This window comes from Algoriphagus aquimarinus (genome assembly GCF_900112005.1).
Lineage (GTDB): Bacteria > Bacteroidota > Bacteroidia > Cytophagales > Cyclobacteriaceae > Algoriphagus > Algoriphagus aquimarinus.
On sequence record NZ_FOKK01000010.1, the window covers coordinates 1 to 26,633 of the forward strand.

General features: G+C 42.3%; 22 protein-coding genes. 9 read left to right on the top strand and 13 right to left on the bottom strand.

Annotated elements, in window-relative coordinates:
- Window positions 1-645 precede the first annotated feature (645 nt).
- The 6 genes from BM291_RS13505 to BM291_RS13530 all read right to left on the bottom strand — a co-directional run bounded on the left by BM291_RS13505 (window position 646) and on the right by BM291_RS13530 (window position 8,774).
- The gene (locus BM291_RS13505; RefSeq protein ID WP_245786872.1) at window positions 646-1,971 is read right to left on the bottom strand and encodes a DEAD/DEAH box helicase; all 1,326 of its coding nucleotides are present in this window, start codon (window positions 1,969-1,971) and stop codon (window positions 646-648) included.
- A 53-nt stretch (window positions 1,972-2,024) separates the two neighbouring features.
- Window positions 2,025-2,393, bottom strand: coding sequence for a DUF2116 family Zn-ribbon domain-containing protein (locus tag BM291_RS13510; RefSeq protein ID WP_092898299.1), 369 nt, complete (start codon window positions 2,391-2,393; stop codon window positions 2,025-2,027).
- Between the two features lie 82 nt (window positions 2,394-2,475).
- A complete protein-coding gene (locus BM291_RS13515) occupies window positions 2,476-5,139 on the bottom strand; it encodes a PQQ-dependent sugar dehydrogenase (RefSeq protein ID WP_092898301.1) in 2,664 nt (887 codons plus the stop codon).
- A 256-nt stretch (window positions 5,140-5,395) separates the two neighbouring features.
- Complete coding sequence (locus BM291_RS13520; protein ID WP_092898303.1) at window positions 5,396-6,760, bottom strand: FtsX-like permease family protein; 1,365 nt, start codon at window positions 6,758-6,760, stop codon at window positions 5,396-5,398.
- A 6-nt stretch (window positions 6,761-6,766) separates the two neighbouring features.
- Window positions 6,767-7,756, bottom strand: coding sequence for an ABC transporter permease (locus BM291_RS13525; protein ID WP_092898305.1), 990 nt, complete (start codon window positions 7,754-7,756; stop codon window positions 6,767-6,769).
- A 442-nt stretch (window positions 7,757-8,198) separates the two neighbouring features.
- A complete protein-coding gene (locus BM291_RS13530) occupies window positions 8,199-8,774 on the bottom strand; it encodes a hypothetical protein (protein WP_092898307.1) in 576 nt (191 codons plus the stop codon).
- A 265-nt stretch (window positions 8,775-9,039) separates the two neighbouring features.
- Here BM291_RS13530 and BM291_RS13535 point away from each other — a divergent pair, with 265 nt between their 5' ends.
- The 4 genes from BM291_RS13535 (at window position 9,040) to BM291_RS13550 (ending at window position 14,566) form a co-directional block, all read left to right on the top strand.
- Window positions 9,040-10,203: an FG-GAP repeat domain-containing protein gene (locus BM291_RS13535; protein ID WP_092898309.1), complete on the top strand. Its 1,164-nt coding sequence runs from the start codon at window positions 9,040-9,042 to the stop codon at window positions 10,201-10,203.
- A gap of 141 nt (window positions 10,204-10,344) precedes the next feature.
- The gene (locus tag BM291_RS13540; protein ID WP_092898311.1) at window positions 10,345-13,575 is read left to right on the top strand and encodes a type ISP restriction/modification enzyme; all 3,231 of its coding nucleotides are present in this window, start codon (window positions 10,345-10,347) and stop codon (window positions 13,573-13,575) included.
- Between the two features lie 10 nt (window positions 13,576-13,585).
- Entirely contained in the window at window positions 13,586-14,275 is a 690-nt protein-coding gene (locus BM291_RS13545; RefSeq protein ID WP_092898313.1) for a DUF4145 domain-containing protein, read from the top strand.
- A 6-nt stretch (window positions 14,276-14,281) separates the two neighbouring features.
- A complete protein-coding gene (locus tag BM291_RS13550) occupies window positions 14,282-14,566 on the top strand; it encodes a hypothetical protein (protein WP_092898315.1) in 285 nt (94 codons plus the stop codon).
- A 735-nt stretch (window positions 14,567-15,301) separates the two neighbouring features.
- Here BM291_RS13550 and BM291_RS21935 read toward each other — a convergent pair.
- Entirely contained in the window at window positions 15,302-15,532 is a 231-nt protein-coding gene (locus BM291_RS21935) for a hypothetical protein (RefSeq protein ID WP_139229099.1), read from the bottom strand.
- Entirely contained in the window at window positions 15,486-15,965 is a 480-nt protein-coding gene (locus tag BM291_RS13555) for a hypothetical protein (protein WP_092898317.1), read from the bottom strand. Before BM291_RS13555 ends, BM291_RS21935 begins: the two co-directional genes overlap by 47 nt.
- Before the next feature lie 380 nt (window positions 15,966-16,345).
- Here BM291_RS13555 and BM291_RS13560 point away from each other — a divergent pair, with 380 nt between their 5' ends.
- Together BM291_RS13560 and BM291_RS13565 are read left to right on the top strand one after the other, a co-directional pair.
- Complete coding sequence (locus BM291_RS13560) at window positions 16,346-17,146, top strand: alpha/beta hydrolase family protein (protein WP_092898319.1); 801 nt, start codon at window positions 16,346-16,348, stop codon at window positions 17,144-17,146.
- 143 nt (window positions 17,147-17,289) lie between these two features.
- A complete protein-coding gene (locus tag BM291_RS13565; RefSeq protein WP_092898321.1) occupies window positions 17,290-17,736 on the top strand; it encodes a nuclear transport factor 2 family protein in 447 nt (148 codons plus the stop codon).
- A gap of 23 nt (window positions 17,737-17,759) precedes the next feature.
- On the opposite strand, the gene BM291_RS13570 is transcribed toward BM291_RS13565, so the two are convergent.
- Window positions 17,760-18,980: an alpha/beta hydrolase-fold protein gene (locus BM291_RS13570; protein WP_245786873.1), complete on the bottom strand. Its 1,221-nt coding sequence runs from the start codon at window positions 18,978-18,980 to the stop codon at window positions 17,760-17,762.
- A gap of 227 nt (window positions 18,981-19,207) precedes the next feature.
- Between BM291_RS13570 and BM291_RS13575 the strand changes: the two genes are divergently transcribed.
- Window positions 19,208-20,452, top strand: coding sequence for a cation:proton antiporter (locus BM291_RS13575; protein WP_092898325.1), 1,245 nt, complete (start codon window positions 19,208-19,210; stop codon window positions 20,450-20,452).
- Here the strand turns inward: BM291_RS13575 and BM291_RS13580 are convergent.
- The 3 genes from BM291_RS13580 to BM291_RS22305 form a co-directional block, all read right to left on the bottom strand.
- The gene (locus BM291_RS13580; RefSeq protein ID WP_245786874.1) at window positions 20,449-21,216 is read right to left on the bottom strand and encodes a DUF2306 domain-containing protein; all 768 of its coding nucleotides are present in this window, start codon (window positions 21,214-21,216) and stop codon (window positions 20,449-20,451) included. The genes BM291_RS13575 and BM291_RS13580 overlap by 4 nt on opposite strands.
- Window positions 21,217-21,339: 123 nt before the next feature.
- The gene (locus BM291_RS22300) at window positions 21,340-21,564 is read right to left on the bottom strand and encodes a cyclic nucleotide-binding domain-containing protein (RefSeq protein ID WP_245786875.1); all 225 of its coding nucleotides are present in this window, start codon (window positions 21,562-21,564) and stop codon (window positions 21,340-21,342) included.
- A 60-nt stretch (window positions 21,565-21,624) separates the two neighbouring features.
- Window positions 21,625-21,921 (bottom strand): cyclic nucleotide-binding domain-containing protein, encoded by a 297-nt coding sequence (locus tag BM291_RS22305; RefSeq protein ID WP_245786876.1) that lies wholly within the window; start codon window positions 21,919-21,921, stop codon window positions 21,625-21,627.
- A gap of 182 nt (window positions 21,922-22,103) precedes the next feature.
- Here BM291_RS22305 and BM291_RS13590 point away from each other — a divergent pair, with 182 nt between their 5' ends.
- Both BM291_RS13590 and BM291_RS13595 read left to right on the top strand, forming a co-directional pair.
- Window positions 22,104-23,015: a sugar phosphate isomerase/epimerase family protein gene (locus tag BM291_RS13590; protein ID WP_092898329.1), complete on the top strand. Its 912-nt coding sequence runs from the start codon at window positions 22,104-22,106 to the stop codon at window positions 23,013-23,015.
- 156 nt (window positions 23,016-23,171) lie between these two features.
- Window positions 23,172-24,692, top strand: a complete 1,521-nt coding sequence (locus BM291_RS13595; protein WP_092898331.1) for an arylsulfatase — start codon at window positions 23,172-23,174, stop codon at window positions 24,690-24,692.
- Between the two features lie 308 nt (window positions 24,693-25,000).
- Here BM291_RS13595 and BM291_RS13600 read toward each other — a convergent pair whose 3' ends face one another.
- Window positions 25,001-26,503, bottom strand: a complete 1,503-nt coding sequence (locus BM291_RS13600; protein WP_092898606.1) for a hypothetical protein — start codon at window positions 26,501-26,503, stop codon at window positions 25,001-25,003.
- Between the last annotated feature and the right edge of the window lie 130 nt (window positions 26,504-26,633).

Consider the following 26,633-nt stretch of genomic DNA (forward strand, 5'->3'; position numbering starts at 1 on the left):
GCGTCAGTTGAACTTCAACCATTTTCGCAAAGTGTTTACAGGCAATTACTAGATTATAGACGACTATTTACTGAACTCAATCACACCTTGACTAAACCAGATATATTTTGAATACGGATCAACTCTCTTATGTAAAGGTGATAAGTTGTTCACTCGGAAAGGTAAAAATCCCCCTTGCCCCCTTTGAAAAGGGGGAGTCGCGTCAGTTGAACTTCAACCATTTTCGCAAAGTGTTTACAAGCAATTTCTATATTATAGACGACTATTTACTGAACTCCGTCACACCATGACTGATACCAATACCTTTTGAAAACGGCTCAACTCTCTTTTGTAAAGGTGAAGAGTCGTTCACTCGGAAAGGTAAAAATCCCCCTTGCCCCCTTTGAAAAGGGGGAGTCGCGTCAGTTGAACTTCAACCATTTTCGCAAAGTGTTTACAGGCAATTTCTAGATTATAGACGACTACTTACTGAACTCAATCACACCATGACTGATTCAGATATATTTTGAATACGGATCAACTCTCTTTTGTAAAGGTGATGAGTTGTTCACTCGGAAAGGTAGAAAATCCCCCTTGCCCCCTTTGAAAAGGGGGAGTTGCGTCAGTTGAACTGCGACCAATCCCAATCACTATCGGGACTGAAACCTAATTCGCTTCTTCGATTTTTACTTTCACTTTTTTCACCCGCTCGTTCTTCAATTTTGGCATCAGCTTTTGAACCAGATTACTTTTCACAGCTACATAAGAGGCAAAATCCATGATGGTGATCAATCCGATTTCTGCGCTTGTTAATCCGCCTTTTTTGGTAAGCATCCCTACGATATCTCCCTTGCTGACTTTATCTTTCTTGCCCGCACTCACATAGAGGCAAGTCCATTCCTGAGGAACTGGCGGCACTAGCTTTTCGCCTACCTTAATTTCTTCGATGAATTCTTCCACGTAATCTGGTCTTGACTCATCGTTTGCCAAGATCATATAGGACTGCCCTTCGGCATGCATCCTAGCTGTCCTACCATTTCTATGAATAAAAGCATCTTCCTTTGGAGGCAATTGGTAATGAACAATATGCTTGATCTCTGGAATATCCAAACCGCGTGAAGCTAGATCTGTAGCGATCAACAAATTGGTGACCTTGCTTCGGAATCTGATCAGGTTTTTCTCCCGATCTATTTGCTCCAAACCTCCATGAAGGACAGAGTGGAAATAATTATAGTCATTGAGCAAAATGCTCAGTCGATCGACAGCATCGCGGTGATTACAGAAAACGATACAGGATTCGTCCTGAAACCCTGCCACCAAACGCATCAGCATTTCTCCTTTTTCCTTACTAGAGCTATGGACCACTTTGAGTTCCAACTTGGACTCGACCACATCCTTCAGGAAATTAACCGTGCGATGATCTATAAATGGTAGAAAATCAGGCAATCTTTTCAATACAGTTGCCGAAGTAAGCAAGTGTCTTTGCTCACCGTTAAGCGCGCCAAAAATAACCTTCAACTGCTCATGAAAGCCCATTTGAAGAGACTTGTCAAATTCATCCAAAACCACCGTGTGGATAGTTTTCGGATCAAAAGAACCTCTTTCTATATGATCAGCCAATCTTCCTGGCGTACCGATGATCACGGCTGGTGCTTCACCCAAACTGTTTGATTCCAATTTGGAAGAGTGACCTCCGTAAACTGTACTCACTCTGAAGGGAGTTTTCATGCCTTTGAAAACCTGCTCGATCTGTATAGCCAATTCTCTGGAAGGCACAATAATCAGCGCCTGCACTTCCCTCACATTTTCCTTGAGGGAATTTAAAAGTGGAATCAGAAAGGCTACAGTTTTACCTGAGCCTGTAGGTGATAAAAGTACGAGATGGGGATTTTTGGCAGCTCTGGAGATAAATTCGGTCTGCATTTCGTTGAGGCTATCAATCGAAAGGCTTTTGAGATACTGGGCGGTGAATTCTGTTTGTTTTTCTGACACGCGCAAAAGTACCAATTTACTGCGACCTAAGTAGCCAAAATCATTGCTTAGCCCTAAACTTCCTTGCCTTTCACCACTAAAAACCAATCTCCTTCCAACGCCAAATAGCCATAGTCGTAGCAATAATGATAGATATTACCCTTTTTGGTTTCGTAGAGATGCGTGAAATACTTCAGCTGAAATCCATCACGAAGCAAACGCTCTCTGGTTGTTTTCGCCATTTCCTCACCTGGGGGAATGATTTCTTCCAAGATATTCCTGTTCTTTTTCAGGCTGTGATTGACCCGACGGATGTAATTCGTCGATAGTGCATTTTGCTGATTGTTGAAACTATTGCGGCATTGATCATCGCAGAACTTCTTGTCGATTCTGCCTTGAATCGCATTCCCACAATTCAAACAGTGTTTTTTCTCTAGTGCCATATGCTAAAAAGTTTGATCTAATTTAACCGATTAGTTTGAAAAATAATCAATCAAACTAACCGGTTACAATTTCTCTATCTTCTTATCTCTCAAATTTCAATGAATTCAGATTGAAGGTACCCCAGATCGAAATAGACCCATCCGTCACATACACGAAATATAAGTCCCCAAAGTAATCAGTGGGTGGAATAGTAAAGGAAGCATTAAACCATCCTTCTTGTGGACCTGATTTAGGTCTGGAATCCTTCCTTAGGGAGCCTGTTTCTGCCAGCAACTCACCATCTGGAGATCCAGCTCTTACCTGAAGTTTCCCTACCGTATTTCCGGGCATGATAGAAAGCGTGATATTCTTGATCTGATTGAGGTCAATATCTCTAAACAAAAGCCAGGATCCTGATGCAGTGAATTGCACGTAATGCTCATCTTCCGGATTTGCTCGCGCTACATTCTCAATACCATCTGCACTGTATGCAGAAACTGTGGTATTTCTCAATTTCAGCTGACTCGTAGTCTTAATCGCAGGAATGCCATTGGCTCCCTTGTCTTCATAAGCAGCTTGAACCATGTAAAAACCTTCTGGGTCTTCCGTGTTTTCAAACTGGTATTTCCCAGAAGCTGCTAATCCGGAGACTGCATTTGGATTGGCGATGCTCAGCACAAAATCAACCATCTGCCCTACTCTTTTCTCATCCAAATGCGTGTGTCCAGGCATGATTTGCTCACCCCAAACGCCCGAGCCACCATTCCTGACTTTATCGATCAGGTAGGATTTCGCATTCTTGTCATTCTTGTATTTTTCAGAAACCGAAGTATAATCTGGCCCCACAGATTCATTGCTGATTCCATGACAAGCCTTGCAACCCGCCTCATTGATGTAAGTCTCCCCTATGCTCAGCACCTCTTCCTGATGCCCCATCTCTATCAGATCGTACCCGCCTTCTAGGTAGTCTATTGTCAAATTGACCTGAGCTGGATCGATTTCCCCATCCTCTTTATCAGCTGCGGTCACACTGTAGTTGATCGCTTCTTTCCCGAAATAGAAACTTCGATTTCCTTCCCATGCTATAGAAACAGACGGCGCTTCATTACCCACTTTTACTTCCAAAAATGACGTTGCTGCCTCGCCTTGCAAGTCAGTAGCTGTCAATTTTACTTTATAAATCCCCGGTTTGTCAAAGGCATGCGATGGATTTTCTTCGGTAGAAGTCGCTCCATTTTCTCCAAATTCCCATAGAAAACTAACCTGATCATCTGTATCTAGATCTTGTGTTCCTGCTGAAGAGAAATTCACCGTCAAGGGTGCAGCACCCAGAGTTTTGTCAGCTGAGAGTTTCACTTCGGGCTTTCTATTTCCTTCGGAAAAAACGATTCTATACAAACCAGAATCATCGTTATTCGCACGCCAAAACGTACCATATTCCAATACATACAGGGAACCATCTTTCCCAAACTGCATATCCATCGGCTTCTCAAAATGAGTTTCTGGCATAAAGCGCTCCATGGTATCGTACTCGAAATTCTCCGTCAGACTAACCGTGAAAATCCAGTTTCGCATCCAGTCGTAGATAAACAACTTCTCATTGTAATAGCCTGGAAATCTAACTTCGGAAGCATCGTAATCCTCTCTATAATAAACCTGCCCAGCCATGGCATTTCTCCCTCCCTGACCGAGCATAGGAAACTCTTCCGACTCAGCATAAGGGTAATAAATCAAAGCAGGTTTGGCTGCTGGCAAAATCTCCATCCCCGTATTATTGGGAGAAGTATTCTGAGGTGCTTTAGGATCAAACTGAAACAAACTTTCTTTGGTAGCAAAATCGTATTTCCAATAGGCATTATTATTTCCTACAAAATATGGCCAGCCATAGTATCCCGGTCCTGTCGCCACGTTGATTTCATCATAGCCTCTTGGACCACGACCTTCTTTATCTTCCGAACCATCTGGCCCCACTTCACCCCAATACAAATTACCGTTATGACTATCTATAGAATACCTAAATGGGTTTCGATTGCCTTTTACATAGATTTCAGGACGGGTTTTCGGAGTGCCTACTGGAAATAAATTCCCTTCAGGAATAGAATATCCACCTTCTGGATTTGGTTTGATACGAAGAATCGATCCCCGCAAATCATTGGTATTACCCGAACTTCTCTGCGCATCCACATTTTTAGGTTGATCCTGACGCTCATCGATAGGATTAAAATTGCTCGATTCAAAAGGCGTAGAATCATCCCCTATGCCCAAGTACAAATTTCCCTGAGCATCAAATTCCAATGCACCAGCAGAATGACAACATCCACGAAAAAGATCCACATCCAGGATTTTCACCTCAGAAGCTAGATCTAGCTTATTGTCAACAAAATCAAATCTTGAAATCCTATTTTTGACAGGCTCAGAAGCTGGAGCGTAATAGAGATACAACCAGTTATTCTTCGAAAAATCCGGATCCTTAGCCATTCCCATTAAACCATCTTCCCGCTCAGGAAACACATCCACCTCTCCAACAACGATTGTCTGTCCTGATTCTTCCTGATAAAGTTTCAGCAAACCATGTCGCTCGATGATCAGAACATCTCCATTGTCCAAGACCTCGATCTCCATAGGCTCATTGAAATTCCCCGCAAGAGGGATTTTCGTGAATCTCGATTCATCAGGTTTTTCGGTAGCAAAGGGATCTTTCTGCTTGTTCTCACAACTCCAAAAACTCAAACTACAAACTGCAAATACTAGCAGGTACTTTCTCATAGGGCTCACTTAATTTCATTCAAGCCCTGAAGGTAAAGAAATCTGAAAAACACTAGCCAAGAATATGATCAAAGGTCATGATTGTAGTTGTAGGCTGGATAGCTGAGGCTTATGGAGTGGAAAATTATCAGATGTAGCTAGAAGTTTGATAACTAAATTCCATGAAGAATATACCAATTAAAGTAGGGGCGAAAGATTTTTCGCCCCTACGTAATGACGCAGATCCGAAATCAAACATCCGAAACCAAAAACCTTTTCACTCGCTCTTGAGCGTATCAGCAGGATTCACCAATGCCGCCTTAATTGCCTGAGTACTCACTGTCAGCAGCGCAATTACCAACGTCAATCCACCCGTCCATAAAAACACCGTCCAGTTAATACTTGTTCTATAGGCGAATGTCTCCAGCCAGTCGCTCATAAAATACCAAGTTGCGGGGATACCAATGATCACTGAGATGACAACCAACTTGGTGAATTCTGAAGAGATCAAACCTACCACGCTGACTACGGATGCTCCCATTACTTTTCGCACGGATATTTCCTTTTTCCTTCGCTCTGCGATGAAAGTCGCCAAGCCAAAAAGTCCCATACAAGATATCATCACGGCTAAACCTGTAAAGAGAGAAGTGAGCTTGGCTGTACGCTCCTGCGAACTGAATTTCCGCGCATGTTCCTCGTCCACAAATTTGTAATCAAAAGGAGAATCAGGATTGAACTTATTGAAAACAGTCTCCACACTAGCCAGAGAATTCGCATAATCTCCTCCTTCGGCAAGTCGTATATGGACAAAATTCAAATTGCGCTTTGGCCCCATGACCATGATGGGAATAACCTCATCAAATGGTGACTCCATTATAAAATCCTTGACCACGCCCACAATAGTAAACTCATAAGAATCGTCCTTTATCACCTGACCAATTGGATCGTCAAAACCCATAACTACCACAGCTTTCTCATTCACCAGTGCGGAAAGACTATCTCCAGCATAGGTATAAATATCAATATCTCTACCGGCGATCAATTCCATTCCGGCAGTTTTTACCAGATTCGCATCGCTTCCCATTCGGCTAATCATCGGTTTGTACTCGGGGTCTTTGCCCTGCCATTCCATACCATCTGTGTCACTGTAGATATCCGTCAAGGGAGAAAAAGTAAAACTCACTTGCTCTACTTCCGGAAGTGCTATCAGTTCATTGCGAAGCGCCGCTTTATTCTCTCGCATATTCTCCGTCACTGTGTGAAAAATCAGGTTATCCTTATCGATCCCCAGATCTCTATTCTGCACAAAAGACATCTGATCTTGCACAATCCAAACGCTTGAAATCAAAGTGACCACCACCGCAAATTGAAATACAACCAATACTTCACGGGGCTTCAAACCAAAGCTCTTTTTTGCATTCATCTTGGACTTGAAGACAACTGCTGGTTTATAGGAACTTAATAAAAACGCTGGATAACTCCCCGCCAATATCCCTGTCACAAATACATAAATCACAGAAATCCCCCAAAAGAATGGTTGTGAGAATGGATTTGCCAAATCCTGTCCGACCAAATCTTTGAACCATGAAAAGGACAGGGAAACAATAACAATGGCTAAAGTATATGCGGTAAGCGCAATCAATATAGACTAAGCCAAAAATTGACCAATGAGCATTCCTTTGCCAGCTCCGGAGATCTTTCTTATTCCCACCTCTTTTGATCGTTTATCACTTTGGGCAGTGCTCAGGTTCACAAAGTTGATAGCTGCTATCAGCAAAACAATGATAGAAACTATCCCAAACATCCGGATCATTTCTATTTTTCCACCTACAGATTTCCCGTTTTCAAACTTGGAATAGAGATGTAGATCTCCAATCGGAAAGAGAAAATCGGACACCTCTTTCATCTCTGAATTTTTGGCAGTGAAATCATTAAACTTCTGATTGAATGCAGCGAGGTCAGTCCCCTCATTTAGCATTGTAAAAGTGCGATAAGAATTGTTTCCCCAGTAATCATCCACCCAGTCCATTGCTTCCAGCTTCTTGAATGGCAAAAATGCAGTAAAAGGGAAATCTGTGTTTTTCGCCAAATCCTTAATGACAGCTTTCACCTCAAAATCCATTTGCTTGTCTACTGTGACTGATTTCCCCATCGCTGAAGATTCACCAAATAGTTTTTTTGCCACGGATTCTGTCAAAATAATATTATTCGGTTCTGTTAAAGCTGCAACAGGATCACCTTCCAGCGCTTCGAAACTAAACATCTCAAAAAAACCAGGATCAGTAAAAGTGGCTTCTTCATAAAAACTATTCTCGCCTACCGTCAAAAGTTGCTGATCCCACTCAGTAATTCTGGCTACCTCTGCCACTTCAGGAAACTGCTCCTTCATGGCAGGCGCATACGGCGCTGGAGTATAGTCCCAGGTAAAAATCTCCCCTTGCATTTCGGTATTTCTCCAATTGGCATAGACACGGTCTGAATTCTCGTGAAAGCGATCTACAGATAGCTCGAATTGCACCCAGATCAGAATCAATATCGAGGCAGCCATCCCGATTCCCAAACCAGCTATGTTGATAAATGCATACCCCTTACTTCTAGTGATATTTCTCCAGGCGATTTTAAGGTAGTTTTTCCACATTTTTTTTCTAGACTTATATGATTCTTACTAATTTCTCAACTTCTACATTCATCATTCGACGTTCTACATTCATTATTATTTGTAGTTCGCCACCTTCCTATTTTAAGGTTTGCGTTATTGCGAGTAAGGAACGAACGAAGCAATCTCATCGTGATATTAAGAAACAGATTACCGCACTCTCCCGAAAGCTTCCGGGACAAGTTCGCATTCTATAGCTATAGCATGACCCCATATACAATTCCACTTTTATGCCATCCAAAAACCCTCGGAACGGGTGTACCAGGTAGGATAAGCACTTTTAATAGAAAATCTATCGAACAATTTTGTTCGCTTGCGGTCGATAATGATTGAGGCTTAGAAAAATACGAAGATTGATTTTCTGGTTTTTGGTAACTTGTTTTGGTTTGGTTTGTGTCTCACAGACTAAGTGAAAAACAAAAAATTAACCACCCAACCTGCGCATCACCACTGCATCAATTATTTCAAAAAGCTGCTTGGGATGACGAGTTCGCCAGCTCATATCATCAAGCTTACCTCCCATGACCAAGTATCGGTCTATACCAAACCTGCTCATTTCAGACAAGACATGATCACGCAAGTTTAGCATGACAATCCAGCCGTCTTCTAATTCATCTTGCCATTCGTCGTAGTAATCATCAGCTTCCAGATCACCGTGGAAGTTGAGCACATTCTCACAAATCAGAATGTATTTGTTGATGCCCTCTCCGATCATCAATTCAATGATATTCCGCTTCAAAGTCATAATATCATTGTTCAGCAGGTCATTCCACTCACCCATCAATTCGATTACAGCAAAACCATGCTGATAGTCTGCATAGATTACTTTCAGAAAAAGCGTCTCCGATTCCATGCTATCCCACTGCGGGTGAATAAGAAAATTGTAGATGGAATCCGTAAAATGAACTTCGCTGTTTTGATATTCAAAAAACGGAGATAGAGGATCTTCTGCAGCGATGTAAAGATTTCTCCAGTTAAAGTATGGCTCAAGCGTATGCATGGTAGGTAAACAGATCTGGCTAAGGTAAAGTTGCGGCGGATATATACCATTTGAAACTTCCTTTATGGCTCAATCCATGCTAAACGAGATTATGTAGCTACGTCATTGCGAGGAGGCCCTTAGGCCGACGCGGCAATCTATTTAAGGTTAGCACTTCCAATATAGAGATTGCCACGCCTCGTTCCTCGTCTCGCAATGACGTTTCCAGGCGAGTAAAATTCCACTCAATTTTTCTAACTTTAGAAGACACCAAAATTTTTAAACTATGAACCTCCTTATTCTCCCATGGCTTGCACTTTTATTTTCCCTAGACAGCCCAAACTTCGAATCCCAACTCATAGACTCCAATGTCTCCATAGGCTATGGCCTGGTCGTTGGTGATGTGGATGGAGACGGAAAGCCAGATTTGATTATGGCAGATAAAAAACAATTTGTATGGTACCGAAACGGGGATTGGAAGCGCTTTGTATTGGCAGAAAACTTGACCGAACGGGATAATGTCTGCATAGCAGCGCGGGATATCGATGGAGATGAAAAAGTGGAGATAGCCGTAGGTGCGCAGTGGAACCCAGGAGAAACCAGCGATGAAACTCAATCCGGTTCGGTGCATTACCTCATTCGACCAGCCGATCCTACTCAACTTTGGACAGCAGTGCAACTTCCGCATGAGCCAACGGTGCATCGCATGTACTGGGTGAAAACAGGGAGCGATACCTATCAACTCATCGTGCTTCCACTTCACGGTCGGGGAAATAAAGCAGGCGAGGGAGCCGGAGTGAAGGTGATTGGCTATGAGAAACCTGCAGACCCAAACAATCCTTGGAAAACGAACCTCATCGATGAATCCATGCATCTGACGCATAATATGATTTCCAAAGACCTAGGCGTGGGTGAAGGCGAGACGATTTTTATAGGAGGAAAAGAAGGAGTAAAAAGCTTTTCAGTTCGGGATGGTAACTGGTTTGCCGGACCTACACAGGAGTCACCTCCTGGCCATCAATCCTTTGGAGAATTGGCACTGGCAATGATCCCCGGCCGAGGAATACTTCTGGCTGGAGTGGAGCCCATGCATGGCAATCAAGTGACAGCATTCGCAGCAACCCAGGAATCTTCCCAGCCACAGCGGATCGTCTTGGATAAAAGCCTTAATGAAGGTCATGGAATTGTGACGGGGGATTTCTTGGGAAACGGCACTGTTCAAATCGTGGCTGGATGGCGCACGCCAAATGAAGCCGGAGATATAGGAATCAAACTATACGAGCCCGTAAACGAGAACTACACCGAATTCAAAGCCCACTGGATCGATCAAAACGGCATGGCAACCGAAAGCCTAACTGCCGCCGATCTCAACGGCGATGGAAAACTCGATCTAATCGCCGCCGGCCGATCCACCAACAATCTGAAGATTTATTGGAATCGAAGGGAGTAAGGTGGTGTTAACCTTCCTTATTTAAACATAAATCTTTTAATGCTCTCAGAGAGCCTAAAAGCATTAGGAATTAAAAAAACTGCTTTTCGTTTTCGGGGTAAATGATATCTTTAGGGAGTTCTTTTTTACTAACTCTTTTTCATGACTGTTTCCGAATACCTACACAGCATCAACACCCGATACAAATTAGGCCACGCCACTGAGCATACCTTTCGCGGTGATTTGCAAAACCTGATTGAATCCCTCGTTCCCAACATATCCGCCACCAACGAACCCAAGCGTCAAGCCTGCGGAGCTCCGGATTACATTCTGACGAATAAAAAAGAGATTCCCGTAGGTTTCATTGAGGCAAAAGACATAGGAGATTCAGATCTGAAAGGCGTCAAAAAGAACGGAAACAAAGAGCAATTCGACCGATACAAAGGCTCGCTGGACAATTTGATCTTTACCGATTACCTGGATTTCTACTATTACAAAAACGGGGAACTCGTTACTTCCATTTGCATCGGTGTGGTGGATGGTGGAAAAATCCTTCCGCTACCCCATAATTTCCCTGCTTTCGAACTCCTCATCAAGGAGTTTACCACGCATATCAGCCAAAGTATCAAAAGCCCAAAGAAACTTGCTGAGATGATGGCGGGCAAGGCAAGAATGCTGGCCAATGTGATCGAAAACTCTCTCAATTCAGATGTGGAAAATCAGGAGAATTCCACCTTGAAAGAACAGATGAATGCCTTCAAGGAAATCCTGATCCATGACATTACACCAAAGGAATTTTCGGATGTCTATGCCCAGACGATCTCCTACGGGATGTTTGCCGCGCGGCTTTATGACGAGACCTTGGATTCCTTTTCCAGACAGGAAGCTGCCGAACTGATCCCTAAGTCTAATCCTTTCCTTCGAAAGCTCTTCCAATACATCGCAGGTTATGACCTCGACGATAGAATCACCTGGATCGTGGATGCCCTGGCAGATATCTTCCGGGCGGCAGATGTGAACGCTATCCTGAGCAACTTCGGCAAAGCCACCCAGACCGAGGATCCCATCATCCACTTTTACGAGACCTTCCTGAGTACCTATGATCCTAAGCTGCGCAAAGCCCGAGGGGTTTGGTACACGCCGCATCCTGTGGTGAACTTTATCATCCGTGCCGTGGATGATATTCTGATCGAGGAGTTCGACTTGCCGATGGGACTGGCGGATACCTCCAAAACGACCATCAAAGTACCTATCCCTACGCACGACAAACGATTCTCAGGTGGAATGCGGGAAATGGAGCAGGAAGTGCATCGGGTGCAATTTCTTGATCCGGCTACGGGCACAGGCACCTTCGTGGCAGAGGCGATCAATCATATCTATTCCAAATTCAAAGGACAGCAAGGTGTATGGAATTCCTATGTGGAAAATCACCTGCTGCCCCGCATCAATGGCTTCGAACTCCTGATGGCATCCTATGCAATGGCGCATCTGAAGCTAGATCTTGTGCTCAAGCAAACCGGCTACACGGGCACCAAAGGCCAACGCTTTCGCATCTATCTGACCAATTCCCTAGAGGAATACCACAAGGATACAGGAACCCTCTTCGCCAACTGGCTGAGTGCCGAGGCAAACGAAGCCAATCAGATCAAGCGTGATGCACCTGTCATGATCGTGGCAGGAAATCCACCTTACAGTGTAAGTAGCACGAATAAAGGAGAGTGGATCGAGAGTTTAGTAGCCGATTATAAAAAGAATCTGAACGAAAGAAATATTCAGCCACTATCGGATGATTACATCAAATTCATTCGCTACGGGCAGCATTTTATTGAGAAAAATGGATCAGGAATCTTAGCTTATGTGTCCAACAATAGCTTTTTGGATGGACTGATTCATCGCCAAATGAGAAAGGAATTACTAGAAACCTTCGATAAAATCTATATTATTGATCTGCATGGAAGTGTAAAAAGAAATGAAAAAGCAAAAGATGGATCAAAAGATGAAAATGTATTTGATATTCAACAGGGTGTAAGCATAAATATTTTTGTAAAGAAAGAAAGTGTAAAGAAAGATTTTTTAGCGCAGGTGTTTCATTTTGATTTGTTTGGAAAGAGAGAGTTTAAATATGAGCAATTATCTAAAAATAAATTAAATTCATTTAATTGGAATATATTGAAACCAGAAAAAAGTAATTATTTTTTTACTGAAAAAGACTTGTCGCAATCATCATCATATATAAGGGGGCTTTCTGTTATTGAGTTGTTTAAAGTTTATAATACTGGAACAGAGACAGGTAGGGATTCTCTTTTTATTGATTTTGAGAAAGAAAAATTAACTGAAAATATTCAAGGCGTTTTCCCTCAAGAAAGGAAACAGAATTTATTGCAAGAATTTAATATTGTTAATACAACAAGTTTTAAATTTCTTGATAGAGTTAATCAATCCAGTTTTAATTCAAATAATATTTCAAAAATATTTTATCGTCCATTTGATGAAAGAAATGTTTATTATGATCAAAATCTATTAAGGCGTCCAAGTTTTGATGCTATGAGTAATTTGACTAATAAAAACTTGTGTTTAATCACTTGCAGACAACAAAGTTCTTTTGATTTTCAACATGTATTTATTTCTAATACAATTGTTGATAGGAACTCTATATCACTTCAGACTAAGGAATCTGCATACGGTTTCCCTCTCTATCTCTACCCAGATTCCGATTCCCAGCTTTCCTTAGAATCCAACACCAGCCGAACTCCCAATCTAGATCCAAAGATCGTAGCAGAAATCGCGAAGGGTTTGGGCTTGACCTTTGAATCAGAAAAGACCGATACGGAAGGGAGTTTTGCTCCAATAGATTTGCTGGATTACATCTATGCGGTCTTGCACTCACCGAGCTATCGGGAGACCTACAAGGAGTTTTTGAAGATAGATTTCCCTCGGGTTCCTTATCCTACCGATGTGGAAGAGTTCTGGAGACTAGTCGCCCTAGGCGGAGAACTCCGATCCCTGCACCTGATGGAAAGCCCAAGTCTAAGCGAATACATCACCGAGTACCCCATCGGCGGTGAAAATGAAGTGGAGAAGCCACATTTCGTCATTGCGAGGGAGGAACGACCGAAGCAATCTGTTTCAGACGAAGAGACTGCTTCGACCGCTGAAGCGGATCTCGCAGTGACGGGAAGAGTCTACATCAACTCCGAGCAATACTTTGATAACGTACCCGAACTCGCCTGGAACTTCTACATCGGCGGCTACCAACCCGCCCAAAAATGGCTCAAAGACCGTAAAGGCCGCACCCTAGATTTTCAAGACATCCTGCACTACCAGAAAATCATCAAAGCGCTTGCGGAGACTGAGAGGGTTATGAGGGAGATAGATGAAATTGGAATTGTTTAAATAAAGATTTATGGAATCAATTAAGAAAAGGGTAGTGCACTTACAGGAAAATGCAAAGGCTCAATTTGAAAAGCTAAAAAAGAATGATAGTAGTTTTAATATAGGTGCCTTTTCAGATCTAAATTTTCATGATGAATCTATGGAGATTTATTATGGTACTATTTCTGTATTAGAGAATATTTACGGAAAAAATTCTTCACATATTAAGGAATTACTTTTAATTAATAATAAAATACTATCCATTAAATATAAATCTATTGAGGCTAGAGATGCCCAATTGTTAACATCTATAATTGGGATATTATCAAATTTAAAGTATGAGATTGAAAATGATCTTTTAGTAAGTATTGAAAAATCAATTTCTAAGGAGATTTTTACTGATTTTATTTCATTTTCTAAAGAGCAATATTCGAGTGGGGATTTAAAGATATGTTCAGTCCTAATTTGCGCTGCTCTTGAAGATTCCTTAAAAAAGATAGCAGATATTAATGGGTTAAACGTTACAAAAAAGTCAATGGCTGAAATAATCAATGCCTTGAAAAGTAAAGGTATAATTCAAAAAAATATTGCTTCATTACTTGAACCTTATACTAGATTAAGAAATAAAGTTTTTCATGCTGATTGGGAAAGTTTTGATAAATCAGAAATTGGTAGCTTGATAGCATTTACTGAAGAATTTGTAAAAGATCATTTTAAATAAAAAAATATGAAAGAGTTTAAAAACAAAAAAACGCAGCAATTATTTGATTTTTGGATAAGCCAACATCCAGAGTCTTATCATCCATTTGATATGGAAAGGATGTATAATTTTATTTTTTCAATGTTTATGGACGATGAATACTTAGGCGAAGATGAATTATATATAGCACTCAAAGAGAATAAAAATTGGCATGACGAATATGCTCAAAAAATCTCTACAAAACTCAGTTATAAAATTGATGATATAATGGGTTTTTTAAGGTTTCTGCGGGAAAATAAAAAATTAAATTAGATAGATTTTTTTACTCTTTAGGTTCAACCCCCTTCGGGGTTGCCATACAATCTCTTAATGTCGCATGTCCACGGGTTGCACCCGCGGTTATTGAAAGGTTGGACCACTCCGTGGTCGGGCGTGTAAATTTAGAACTAAAAGCATGACCCCGAACGGGGTCAAACCATTAATAGCCATGGGTGCAACCCATGGAAAAAAGAATAATCAACCCCCCAGCTAAGATTAAGGATGCATGACTAAGCGTAGATTGTATCTACGCTTTATTATATTTTTTGGAATTCCTCGGATATGAGTTCAACCCCTGCAGGGTAGCCATTACCCATCATCATTTCACGATTCCACGGGTTGCACCCGCGGTTATTGAAAAGTTGGACCACTCCGTGGTCGGGCGTGTAAATTTAGAACTAAAGGCATGACCCCGAACGGGGTCAAACCATTAATAGCCATGGGTGCAACCCATGGTAAACGAATACTACCTTTGAATCCCACGACCCCGAAGGTGGTCGAACATCTATTAGCTAATTCCAACTTATCTGCTCAGATCACCGATTTATCTCCTCAGCTCATCGATTTATCAGTTCAGTAGACATAATTATCAGTTCAGAACACATATTTATCACCTCAGAGCACATAATTATCTGTTCAGATCACATAATTTTCACCTCAGAACACATACTTATCAGCTTAAAGCCGCTCTGGATCTGCTAGGAACATATAATGATCACCTCGGAATGTTTAGCGAGCGGCTAATAGGCGATATTGAGCAGCTCTGATCAGATTTTGTGCTGCTTCTGGAGAAGCAGCACAACTAGGCTGCATGGAAACTATACTCTTTGCGCTTCCTTTTTTACCTTTTTGCAGTTCACCCATAAAAAAAACCGGGAATTTCTTCCCGGCTTTAGGTGAGTGGAGCAACTTTTTAAACTCCTGCTGGATCTCCGCCACTGCGTTTGCTGCGCTTTTCATAGCGCACTCTTAAGTCTGCATACACCGGCTTGGAACTTGGCACGTTGGCTTTTACGGCACCTTGCACGGATCGATAATACATGTTGGCCTGCTCCATCACTTCTGAGCCTGCTTCCATCAGGGTATCGTCCAAGTTGCTTGTAAGCTGGTTTATGGCGTTATACACCGATCCCAATTCGTTAATTGCTTTCCAATCTTTTTGCATTTCTGCCACATCGGAATAAGGAGGTAAAAACTCTGGGTTGGTGACCACATACTCCATTACCTTTTCTGCAAAGGGCCTTGAGGCTTCACCCATCTTAGTGAGTGCTCTTCGTTCATCTACAGTCAGGGAAATTAAAAGTGGCCCTAACTTTTCTTGCAACACCTTCACTGCGTCGTTGATTGCTTTGAGGTCTGCTGGAGGGATGGTAATTGATACTCGATTTTCCATAATAAAAATTGTTTAGGTATGTAAAAATTTAACTTAGTTCAAGATAACTAAGTTAGCTCACATACACCAAAATAAAACCGAAGAATTTTCTTCTTGATCACTTAGGGTCAGGTAGATAGCGCCTGTAAGATGTTGACTACACTTATCCTATGACCCTCCTATTCTACTCCGTGGCCTGTATCCCCACAGGCCACTTAATTCCCAAATCATTGCGGTCTGTGCGAACCTGCCTACCGGCAAAATAGGCACAGACCGAGGCCATTGAAATGATACAAATTCGCCTCTTTTAGCACAAAGGTCTGCCTTACCCTTCATCCCAAACAATCAATTTTTTATACCTTTTGAATTATCTTACCCCTTATAACAGCAACAATTCACCCATGAAAGTCAATACCCTTCTTTTCTTCCTCAGCTTCACTTTTGTACTCATATTCAGCGCTTCGGCTCAGGATCAAGCTTTTGAGCAATACACCGTCCGTAATTTCTCTTTTGAAGGTCATGCAGCCAAAGTGGTCTTCCCAAACCAAGCCAGCGAAAATGGCTATTGGGTATGGAGAGCGAGATTCTGGGGGCACGAACCGCAATTGGACAAGGCATTGCTGGAAAAAGGCTTTCATGTAGTCTATGTAGATGTGGCGGATCTCTATGGAAATGAAGGAGCAGTGAAGATTTGGGATGCGTTCTATGCCTATTGCAGAAAGGAATTTAAGCTCCACGAGAGAGTGGTTTTGGAAGGAATGAGCCGAGGCGGTTTGATTATTTACAATTGGGCAGCCAAGAATACTGACAAGGTTTTCACCATCTATGCCGATGCACCTGTTTGTGATATTAAGAGTTGGCCGGGAGGATTATATACGGGCAAAGGCAGTCCCGCTGACTGGGAAAAGTGCCTGAAAGCCTATGGACTAGACGCTACTACTGTGCTCGATTTCAAAGGAATTCCGATTTACAATAGCATTGCGATAGCCAAGGCTGGCATCCCCGTGATCCATGTGTATGGAGAAGCGGACGATGTGGTTCCTGCGTCAGAAAACACGGATTTATTGGCCGCTGAGTTTAGAAAAGCCGGTGGAACCATCAAGCTTATTGGCAAGCCTGGAGTCGGTCATCATCCTCATAGTTTGGAAGACCCTACTCCTATTTTGGACTTCATCATGGAGAGCATCGCCAACTCGAAATAAGCTACTTGCTTATCATCCTTGATATAACACCTTCGGGAAAATAAGGACACGAGGGATAAGATTATTTGGTACATTAACTATATAATTATCGACAAGTATACCAGTAACCCGACTTCCCACCTCCTACTTCTAACTTCCCAACCATGAAACCCACCTACCTTCTAACCCTCCTCGCCCTTGCATTTTGTTTTTCGACTACTGCCCAAACCTGCCTGACTGAAGCTAGTATCAAAGCACTGGATGCGCAATGGGAAGAGAAAAATCTAAATCCTGAGCCTGAGTTTTTTAAAAACATACTTAGCGACAATTTTACTTGGATTCACAATCATGTATCATCTGTGGACAATAAAGAATCCGTGGTCAAACGAGCAGAGAGACAAGTGGCAAATGATGGAAGCAACACCCGGTCAAGAATTCAAAGCGAGGTAAAAGTGGCGATCACGGGGAAAACAGCCATAGTCACAGGTTACACCATTGTAGATCGAGGTCCTACCCCAATTAAATACCATTTCATGCGTACCTATGTGGAAGTAGATGGCAAATGCCTTTTGGTAGGAAATCACACCATGGCTATCCCTGAGGAGGAATAGCCGATATTGAGAAGGAATGAATCTTATTTCTTTGAGTCGAATTCCTCCACTCGCTTTTTATGATACTCACTTCCACTAATCGCATAGGCCTTTTTCACATAAGTTAAAGCAGATTCGAAATCAGTCTGAGTGACAAAATAATCCGCCATAGAATCATACACATTGGCAGACTTGGGGAAATACCGGATTCCCTGCTCGAAGAACATTTTCGCCTTTTCCATCTGCCCCATATCCATACTCATGTAGCCTGACATGGTTACCAGATCCTCCGGATAGGGAGCTACTTCATAGCCAAAGCGAGCCTCCAGCTTCTTCGCTCTATACTCCGTCAATTCCATCAGCTCTTTGGCGGGAGTTTCTGGTATGTTAAACAATTCTACTCTTTCCATCTGAAACCATTCGAAAAGCGAAATCAATCCACTTCGAAGAGAAGGAAGCGGAATCGTGCCGTGAAGATCCTTTGGAAAAAGCTCCCAGTCAAAATCCAACCCACTTGCTGAACTAGTTCTGCAAAGCTCCGCAAACGCCCTATTGCTCCGGGCAAACAAAGTGAAATCAGATTCGTCCTGCTTAACTTCCTCGATGGTCATTTCAGGTTTTTGCATATGCATTTGACCATTAAGAGAAATATAGAGGGATTTACCCTTATGGCTTTCGCTGCCAAAAACTTCCCTCGCTTGCTTCAGCATCAGCTGATCATCCCAGTCCAAACTAGGATCTATCGCCAAATAGTTGGCAAATAACTCCGGGTGATTGAGAAGCGTGTTGATAGCAAACAATCCCCCGTAAGAATGTCCAATTAAGGTACGATAGGTAGTAACTGGATACTTTCCTTCTATGTAGGGGATCAATTCTTTGGACAGAAACTCCGTAAAAGCTGCTGCTCCCCCATTTGGCGCATAACTTGGCTCTACGACGCTAGGAGTTAAATCTCTGTTTCTGTTCTGATGATTGGAAATGCCAATAAGGATCATTTCGGGTAGAAATCCACCTGAGTAAAACGATTGAGTCACGCTAAGTGCAGGCAGCAGAATTTCCCCATCCAAAATGTAGGCCGTGGGATATTTCTTTTCCGAGTCAAAGCCTTCTGGCAGTTGTACATAAAAGACTCTGGACTCGTCCAGCACCTCAGAATACATGCTATCCTTCAGCCCAGCCTGAGTTAGAAATTGCGCTTGCGCGTTACCAAAGACGCACAACAACAGCAAGACGCAAAGAAAGATTTTATGATGGAAGTAGGTCATTAAGGGTTGGGGTCTACTGATGGAATAGCATAAACTATTCATATTCAAATATTTTTAGCTGTGGGTAATTTATCAAAATACCTCTTTAGATTCCTAATAAGCTAGGATCCCAATACGCCTAGGGAGAATCTTTAGTAGTGTAGCTTCGAGATTGAATAAGCAATTCCTTAAATTGGAGCCAAGCTTATATTTTCAACAGGATTCATTGCTTTCCCCTATTCTCATCCATGGATATTTTTAGTGTCATCACCATTCTGATTATACTTTCTGCAGCTTTTGCCTTTATCAATACCAAATTTCTGAAGCTCCCTTTTACCATCGGGCTGATGATTATTGCTATCGCATTTACGCTGGGAATTACGATTCTAGGCAAATTCAATCATTATTTTCTCGACGAAGCGGAACTCCTTATCAAGTCCATTGATTTTGAAACAGCCCTGCTAGATGTAATGCTGAGCTTCCTGCTTTTTGCCGGAGCACTTCACACCAAACTGGATTCCCTAAGGAGACTCAAAGCTCCTATCGCTGTCTTCGCTACTATTGGAGTGGTGCTATCCACCTTTTTCGTGGGCACACTGATGTTTTACGCTTTCATACTGTTTGGTCACGAAATCGACTATATCTATTGCCTGCTATTTGGCGCATTGATCTCTCCTACTGACCCTATCGCGGTATTAGGGATTTTGAAAAGTGCCAATGCACCCAAGAAACTGGAGGTCAAAATAGTAGGCGAATCACTCTTCAATGACGGTGTAGGCGTGGTGGTATTCCTGGTTATTTTCAAAATTGCCCAGCAGGGAATCGGCGCTATAGATGCGGGAGATATTGGGTTGTTGTTCTTAGAAGAAGTGGTAGGTGGCATAATCCTCGGCTTGGTAACAGGATGGATGACATTTCAGATCATGAAAGCAATAGACCATTATGAAACTGAGGTGATAATTACTCTTGCCTTGGTGATGGGACTTTCTATGCTAGCTCATAAACTTCACGTTTCCGGCCCGCTGGCAGTGGTAGTTGCAGGGATTTTCATAGGAAATAAATCACCGAAAATAGCCTGGTCAGAGACTACTCATAATTATGTAGACAAATTCTGGGAACTGATAGACGTGCTACTAAATGCTGTTCTATTCGTATTGATTGGTCTTGAGCTGTTAATCATTTCCACCAGTGGAGAGTACTTGAAATTTGGATTGATCGCAATTCCGGTAGCCCTTATCGCTAGGTATTTAGCACTTTCTGGACCTGTTGCTATTTTTGATAAAAAGCTAGATTTCATCCCAAAAACCAATCTGATGATGACTTGGGGAGGAATCCGAGGAGGAATCTCCATCGCTTTAGCTTTATCCTTAGAACCTCAAATGGAGCGGGAATTATTCCTCACCGTCACCTATGTGGTCGTAGTCTTCTCCATTATTGTTCAGGGATTGACCATCGGACCCTTGGTGAAGAAGGTTTTAAAAAACTACACCTAAAGTGCCGGCAGCCACATGCCCATAGTTGCAGTAGCGATTCCTACCATAATCCCCAAAGTCAGCACTCCCAATAGGACTGACATAGCTATTTTGGGTTTCGCAAAGGAAGATGCCTTGGCTATAAAATAGAATTCAGCAATTACCTGCGGTAAAATATACACGAACACGTAAAGGAAATTTAGAAATGGCCCTTGAAAGGTCTCCATATCAAACCCCACTGGAGCCTGGTGAATCGCGAACCAAAGCATCAAAAATACCCGAAAGAACCATACTCCACTCATCGCCAAAAACAGGCGAATAGCCCATTTGTTATGTCGGTCTATTTGACGTTTCATAGCAAATCTCAGTGTGTACACCACGCAAACCAAAATGATCAACCCATTGATAGTAATGAATACAGAGCCAATCATACCTCCTGCAGTTCCCCGTACCCAAGCCAAATAGAAGCCAGCCAAACTGATCAAAAATGCTGATCCTAGGTACACTCTCCCTGAGAATCTATGAAAAGCGGGAAACAATTTTCGAACTTTTGAAATCAATTGTAAGGGCCCCAAAATGCTAATCACCGCTGCAAAAAACACATGTAGTCCGAAGAATGCATTTCCCATCAAATCTCGGGCAACATAGCCATGTGTCGTCTGAGCATTCCATCGCTCAAAATTACCCTGCACTCCCGCGGTGCCGTAAAGCATGATGATATAATAAGCAAAAATCAATTGGCCAATAACCACCACCACAAACCAGGCGCGGGTTGAAAGTTGCAAAAGCTGATTTGAACGGGAATGGGTTGAGGACACGATGGAGGTCAATAGCGTTATTTTAAGTGATTAGATTTCTCTTTCTCCCTAAACCTACGCGTAGGTCAGCCCATTCCCACCTAACAATTGTTAAGTAATTTCCCTACGGATGCGACTTAAGCTTTCCGGTTTGATACCCAGATAGGAAGCGATGTATTTCAGAGGAACATGTTGTATGATCAGGGGCTCATTCCTTAAAAGTTTGAGATATCGCTGCTCAGCAGTCAGATTCCCCATATCATTGATCCGCTCTTTGTCTTGTTCCATCTTTTGCTGCAGCACTTTGATCGTATAATCTTTCTGCGTTTCTCCCATTGCCGCTGATAGATCTACATCGTCCCTAGATATTCGAAGTATTTCACAATCAGTGAGGCATTACAAATTTTCATTAGAAATAGAACGGTTCATAAAATGGAAATACGAGGTAAAAAACCGTGGTCCATTATTTAGATCTACGGTCACTTCATTGCCTTTTTCATCCAAATGAAAGTTTCGCATTACGCCCGACACGATGAAATTATGATACATAGGGATCTTGCCTGCCGGCTCCAGAATCGTATCTTTCTTCACTTGTATGGATTTAAAGAATTGTCGACAGACAGCTTTATCACCTTCTGGGATATCCCAGATTTGATTGATGTATGCAAACATTGTATCAAAGTATCGCTCCATTTTCTGATAGAAAAAATATATGAATTAAGTATAAGACAACAAGTCAACAAGTTTAAACTTTCCAGCTATTCCTTGCTCAAGTTTGTATTTACCTACAACCCCTGTTCTCTACCTTTCCGCCTTAATTTAGCTTTAATTTTAATATGATTTGGGTATCTTGAACGCATCAAAAACGAAAACCTATGAAACAAAATTTCAATTTATCCTTCTCATTGCTTTTAGCCCTAACCTTAGGCTTTACTGCATGTAGTTCAGAGAAAAAAACAGACGATGGCAGCGAAACTGCCGAAGTTGTTCAAACAGAATCAAAGAGTTTTGGTGGCCTAGCCCTTTACACAGTTAGAGATTCCATGGCTAGCAACCCTAAAGCTACCCTTCAGGCGGTAGCAGATGCTGGATATGCTTATGTGGAAGCTGCTAATTATGCAGATGGTAAATTCTACGGAATGGCGCCAACTGAATTCAAAGCCTACCTAGAATCTATTGGTTTGACTGCCAAAAGTGCTCACATGGGCATGGTAAATATGGAGAACGCTGATCAGCTAATCACTGATGTAAAAGCTGCTGGTATTGAATTCTTCGTAATTCCAGTACCTCCTATGGGAATGTTTACAGCTGGTCCTGAAGGAATGGGCATGAAAGGCACTGCAGATGAGTTGGTGACGATCATGAATACGCTAGGTGAAAAATGCACCAAAGCTGGCATCAAACTTCTTTACCATAACCACGACTTCGAATTCAAAGCGATGGCAGATGGTACTATCATCGAGGACTTACTTCTTGAGAAGTGTAACCCTGAGTTTGTCAACTTCCAAATGGACCTATTCTGGGTAACCAAAGCAGAAGTAGATCCTCTTACTTACTTCGAAAAGTACCCAGGTAGATTCATCGCTTGGCACGTAAAAGACATGAATGCTGAAGGTAAATTCGCTCCTGTTGGAACTGGTACAATTGATTTCAAGAGAATTTTGGCTAAAAAAGATAAGTCAGGCATGGAATTCTATTTGGTAGAGCAAGATCAGACTTTCGGTTTGGATCCTTTGGAAGCAATCAAAATCAGCCACGCTGGTTTGGAAGAAATTGGTTTCAAATAAAGTCTAGTTTCTTTATTAAAATAAAAGCCATTCCGAAGAGATCGGAATGGCTTTTATCGTTTTAAGTATTCATTTGTTTAAACTCATGAGCTTCGCCCCTCTAATTTCGGTGGTTATTGGTATATTAAACAGTCAGCCCTAAACTGTTTTCTGATTATGATTAATCCAATTATTTCTTTCCTCTTGTTGCTCTCCCTTTCATATTCGCAGCAAATACCAGAAGAAAAACCCAACATAGTCTTGATTCTGGCTGATGACCTCGGCTGGTCAGATATAGGCAGCTATGGAAGTGAGGTAGAAACCCCGAATTTGGACTGGCTAGCAGAGAATGGCGTCCGGTTCACCCAAATGTATAATACATCAAAGTGCAATCCTTCGAGAGCAGCATTGCTTACCGGCTTGTACGCTCAGCAGGTTGGTTATGGTGCTACTTACCTTCAGCCTTTGGAAAATGGGATCACTGTCGGAGAACTCCTTCAATCAGCTGGGTATAGAACGCTATGGGCAGGCAAACATCATGGTTACGATCATCCGATGGACCGGGGTTTTGATAGGTATTATGGGCTTAAAGAAGGCGCTTCAAATCATTTCAATCCCGGACCTCGTCGTGAGAATGAACCGGAACCTGCTCAAAAAAGACCTGATCGACCATTTTACGAAGACCGGAAATTGATGCAGCCTTACTCGGTTCAGCAAGACTATTACTCCACCGATTACTTCACCAAGTATGCTTTGCGGTGGCTGGATGAATACAAAGAAGATGAGAAACCATTTTTTCTTTACTTGGCTTACACCGCTCCTCATGACCCATTAATGGCTTGGCCTGAAGATATTGATAAGTACAAAGGTAAATATGCCCAAGGCTATGAGGCTGTTAGGAAAAAACGCTTTGAAAAGCAGAAAAAGCTGGGAATCATTGATGAAAGCTATGCTCTGACCGAGCCAACCTATATACCATGGGAATCTCTTTCTGATTCTGCCCGACAAGTAGAGGAGCTAAAAATGGAAGTATATGCAGCGATGATCGATCGTATGGATCAAAAAATCGGAGAAATCATCCAGAAGCTACGAACGCAGGGAAAGCTTGATAATACTGTTTTTCTATTCCTTTCTGACAATGGTGCTTCAGCGGAAGTAGTAACTCTCCCTGGAAACGGGGAAATCGGATCTGTTGGACAGTGGACTTCTCTAGGACCAGATTGGGCCAATGTAGGAAACACCCCGCATCGCTTTTACAAAAACTACTCTTTCGAAGGCGGGATCAAAACCCCATTGATTATCTCTTGGCCTAAAGGACTGGGGCATGAGAATGTAGTAAGTACTTTCCCCGCCCACCTCATCGATATCCTTCCTACTTTGGCTGAGTTAGCTGGTGCCAGTTACCCTAATGAATTTGCAGGAAAACCAGTACTGCCAACGGAAGGACAAAGTCTTCTGCCCGCAGTTCGCGGTGAAAAATCCCAACGCGAAGAAGCTATTTTCTGGGAATGGTCTGTAGGAAAAGCCGTGAGAAAAGGTGACTGGAAACTTGTCAGCCATGGGAAAAATGCTGCTTGGGAGTTATATAACCTTAAACTAGACCCAACAGAAATTAAAAATTTAATTTCTCTACAACCCGAAATTGCACGTGAACTCGAAGTTGAATTCCAAAATTGGAAAGCGAGGGTCAGTCTGTGATAAATCTTGACCCAAGTTGGAAAGTGACACCCCTCCTAACCTAGCTTAATCAATGAGCGGAAATGCCACAATAATCCTGATTTTCGGAATCCTGATCCTACATTTTGTTGTTGGCATCGGCTATTTGCTGTATAAACTTTCCCGCAAAAACCAAAACAACAAAAAGTGAATCCTGTATAAGTTTAGTGGTAATTACTTCAGGTTCTGCTCAGATTAGTTCTATCTAAAATACTGTCCTTATACTTTCATGAAAACAAAAAAACCACTCCTTACAAAGAAGTGGCTTTCGCGCATAGACCATTTAATCTTTACCCTACTAACAGCGTTAAGTTGCGGTGCGTATTGTTTTGACCCACCCAGGAATACCCGTTGGTTGTCCTCGCGCTGACCGAAAGCACGAAGCTATAAGCACAGGATTGCGGTGGTCTCCAATTCCCTGATTCAGGGATTAGTTTATTGACAAATCCCTCCCAATTTCCCTTGGAAGGCGTGTAGTTTTCTGCATAGATAGGAGTAGAAAGTCCCGCGCCATAGGTTGCATAGAAACTAACTCCCCTCAGATTTCCTTCAGGATCGTTTGCAGTGATTCTGAAATTCAATCCATCCGGAGCTGCCCCTATAGTTTCAATTGCACAGGCTGAAACTTCATTGCTGCCATGCTTCACGCTTTCTATGATAGTGGAAGGCACATGGTTATCGATAAACAATCTCAATTCCTGAATAGCGGCTATATCGGTCGTGCTACTTCCTACAAAAAATGTCACTTGGATTCTATACAGTCCCGGTAAAAGTGCCGTAGTGGGAAACTGGATTAGCAGATCATCGATCGAGTAATCCGTCCCAGGATTTGCCATTTGATAGTAGCCATTAGCCGAAGCTGCAAATGATTCCAAGGCATAGGTTGATCCAGTCCAGCGGTAGTTTGACCAGTTGGAAATCAACTTGGCGAATGAACCACCCGGAGCTGCTATTTCCACCTTGTATTTGGTATTCCCTGCCGCCCAGAGTTGCTGTAGCTTGGTACGATTACCTATCAAATTCAGCGTACCGCCAAATGCCGCATTCTCTACAAAGTGATAGTACCCTGAGTCAGTTGTCGCACGTCCAGTCGCTGAGATTTTGGTCGTAGGTATCAAGCCCACACTTCCTACCACAGGCCCCAAATCCTTGGAAGGAATAGTAGGTTTTCTGCTTAAAATTAGCTGACGAAGTTTGGTAAAATCCTTGTAGAAATCGCCTGGAAAGTCAGTGGTAAACCCAGGATTACTGGACCTAACTCTAAATCCAAAATAGGTGTAGGGCGTACTCAATGGCCAAGAAAGGGCAACATTGATCTCGCTAAGTTCCAGTCTAAATTTCCAGATTCGGTGAGACACATCAGAATTTGGACTGGCACCAAACTCTTGAACTACACCGGAATTAGATGGATCTGCCAGGAGTCCTGTCCAGCTGCCTGGCCCAAGGTATTTTTGCCTCCCCAATTTATTTGGTTGACCTGGGTAAAGTCCATAATTCACATCGACTCCAGAGGTGATGTTACGATCCCGGTTATTGTCAAAAGTCAACCAAAAGTAATCGTTAGTACCTGCATCATTTCCAGTGTCTGACACTACATCGAGTGTGAGATAGAGGAAATTAGCGTCATTCTTAGCCATCACGTAGCCTCTGGAGAATTTGAGACTTCCGGCGTCATCCCAGTCACCAGCCATCATTGGCTTATTGATGTCTACCGGATTTACGGCCCACTCGCTCCGAAGAGGTAAGGCAAAAAGAATAGGGGTTGTAATAGATAAATTTCTAAGCTTAGCCATTGTTTTTAAGAAGTAAGAAAGTTTGAAAAGGAACAGATGTCTCTGAAAAAATGAGACTTGTATGGAAATCATTCTCCCGCTTCATTTCTGAAAAAAGACGAAAAACTATCGGGAACCAACGAATACCAGG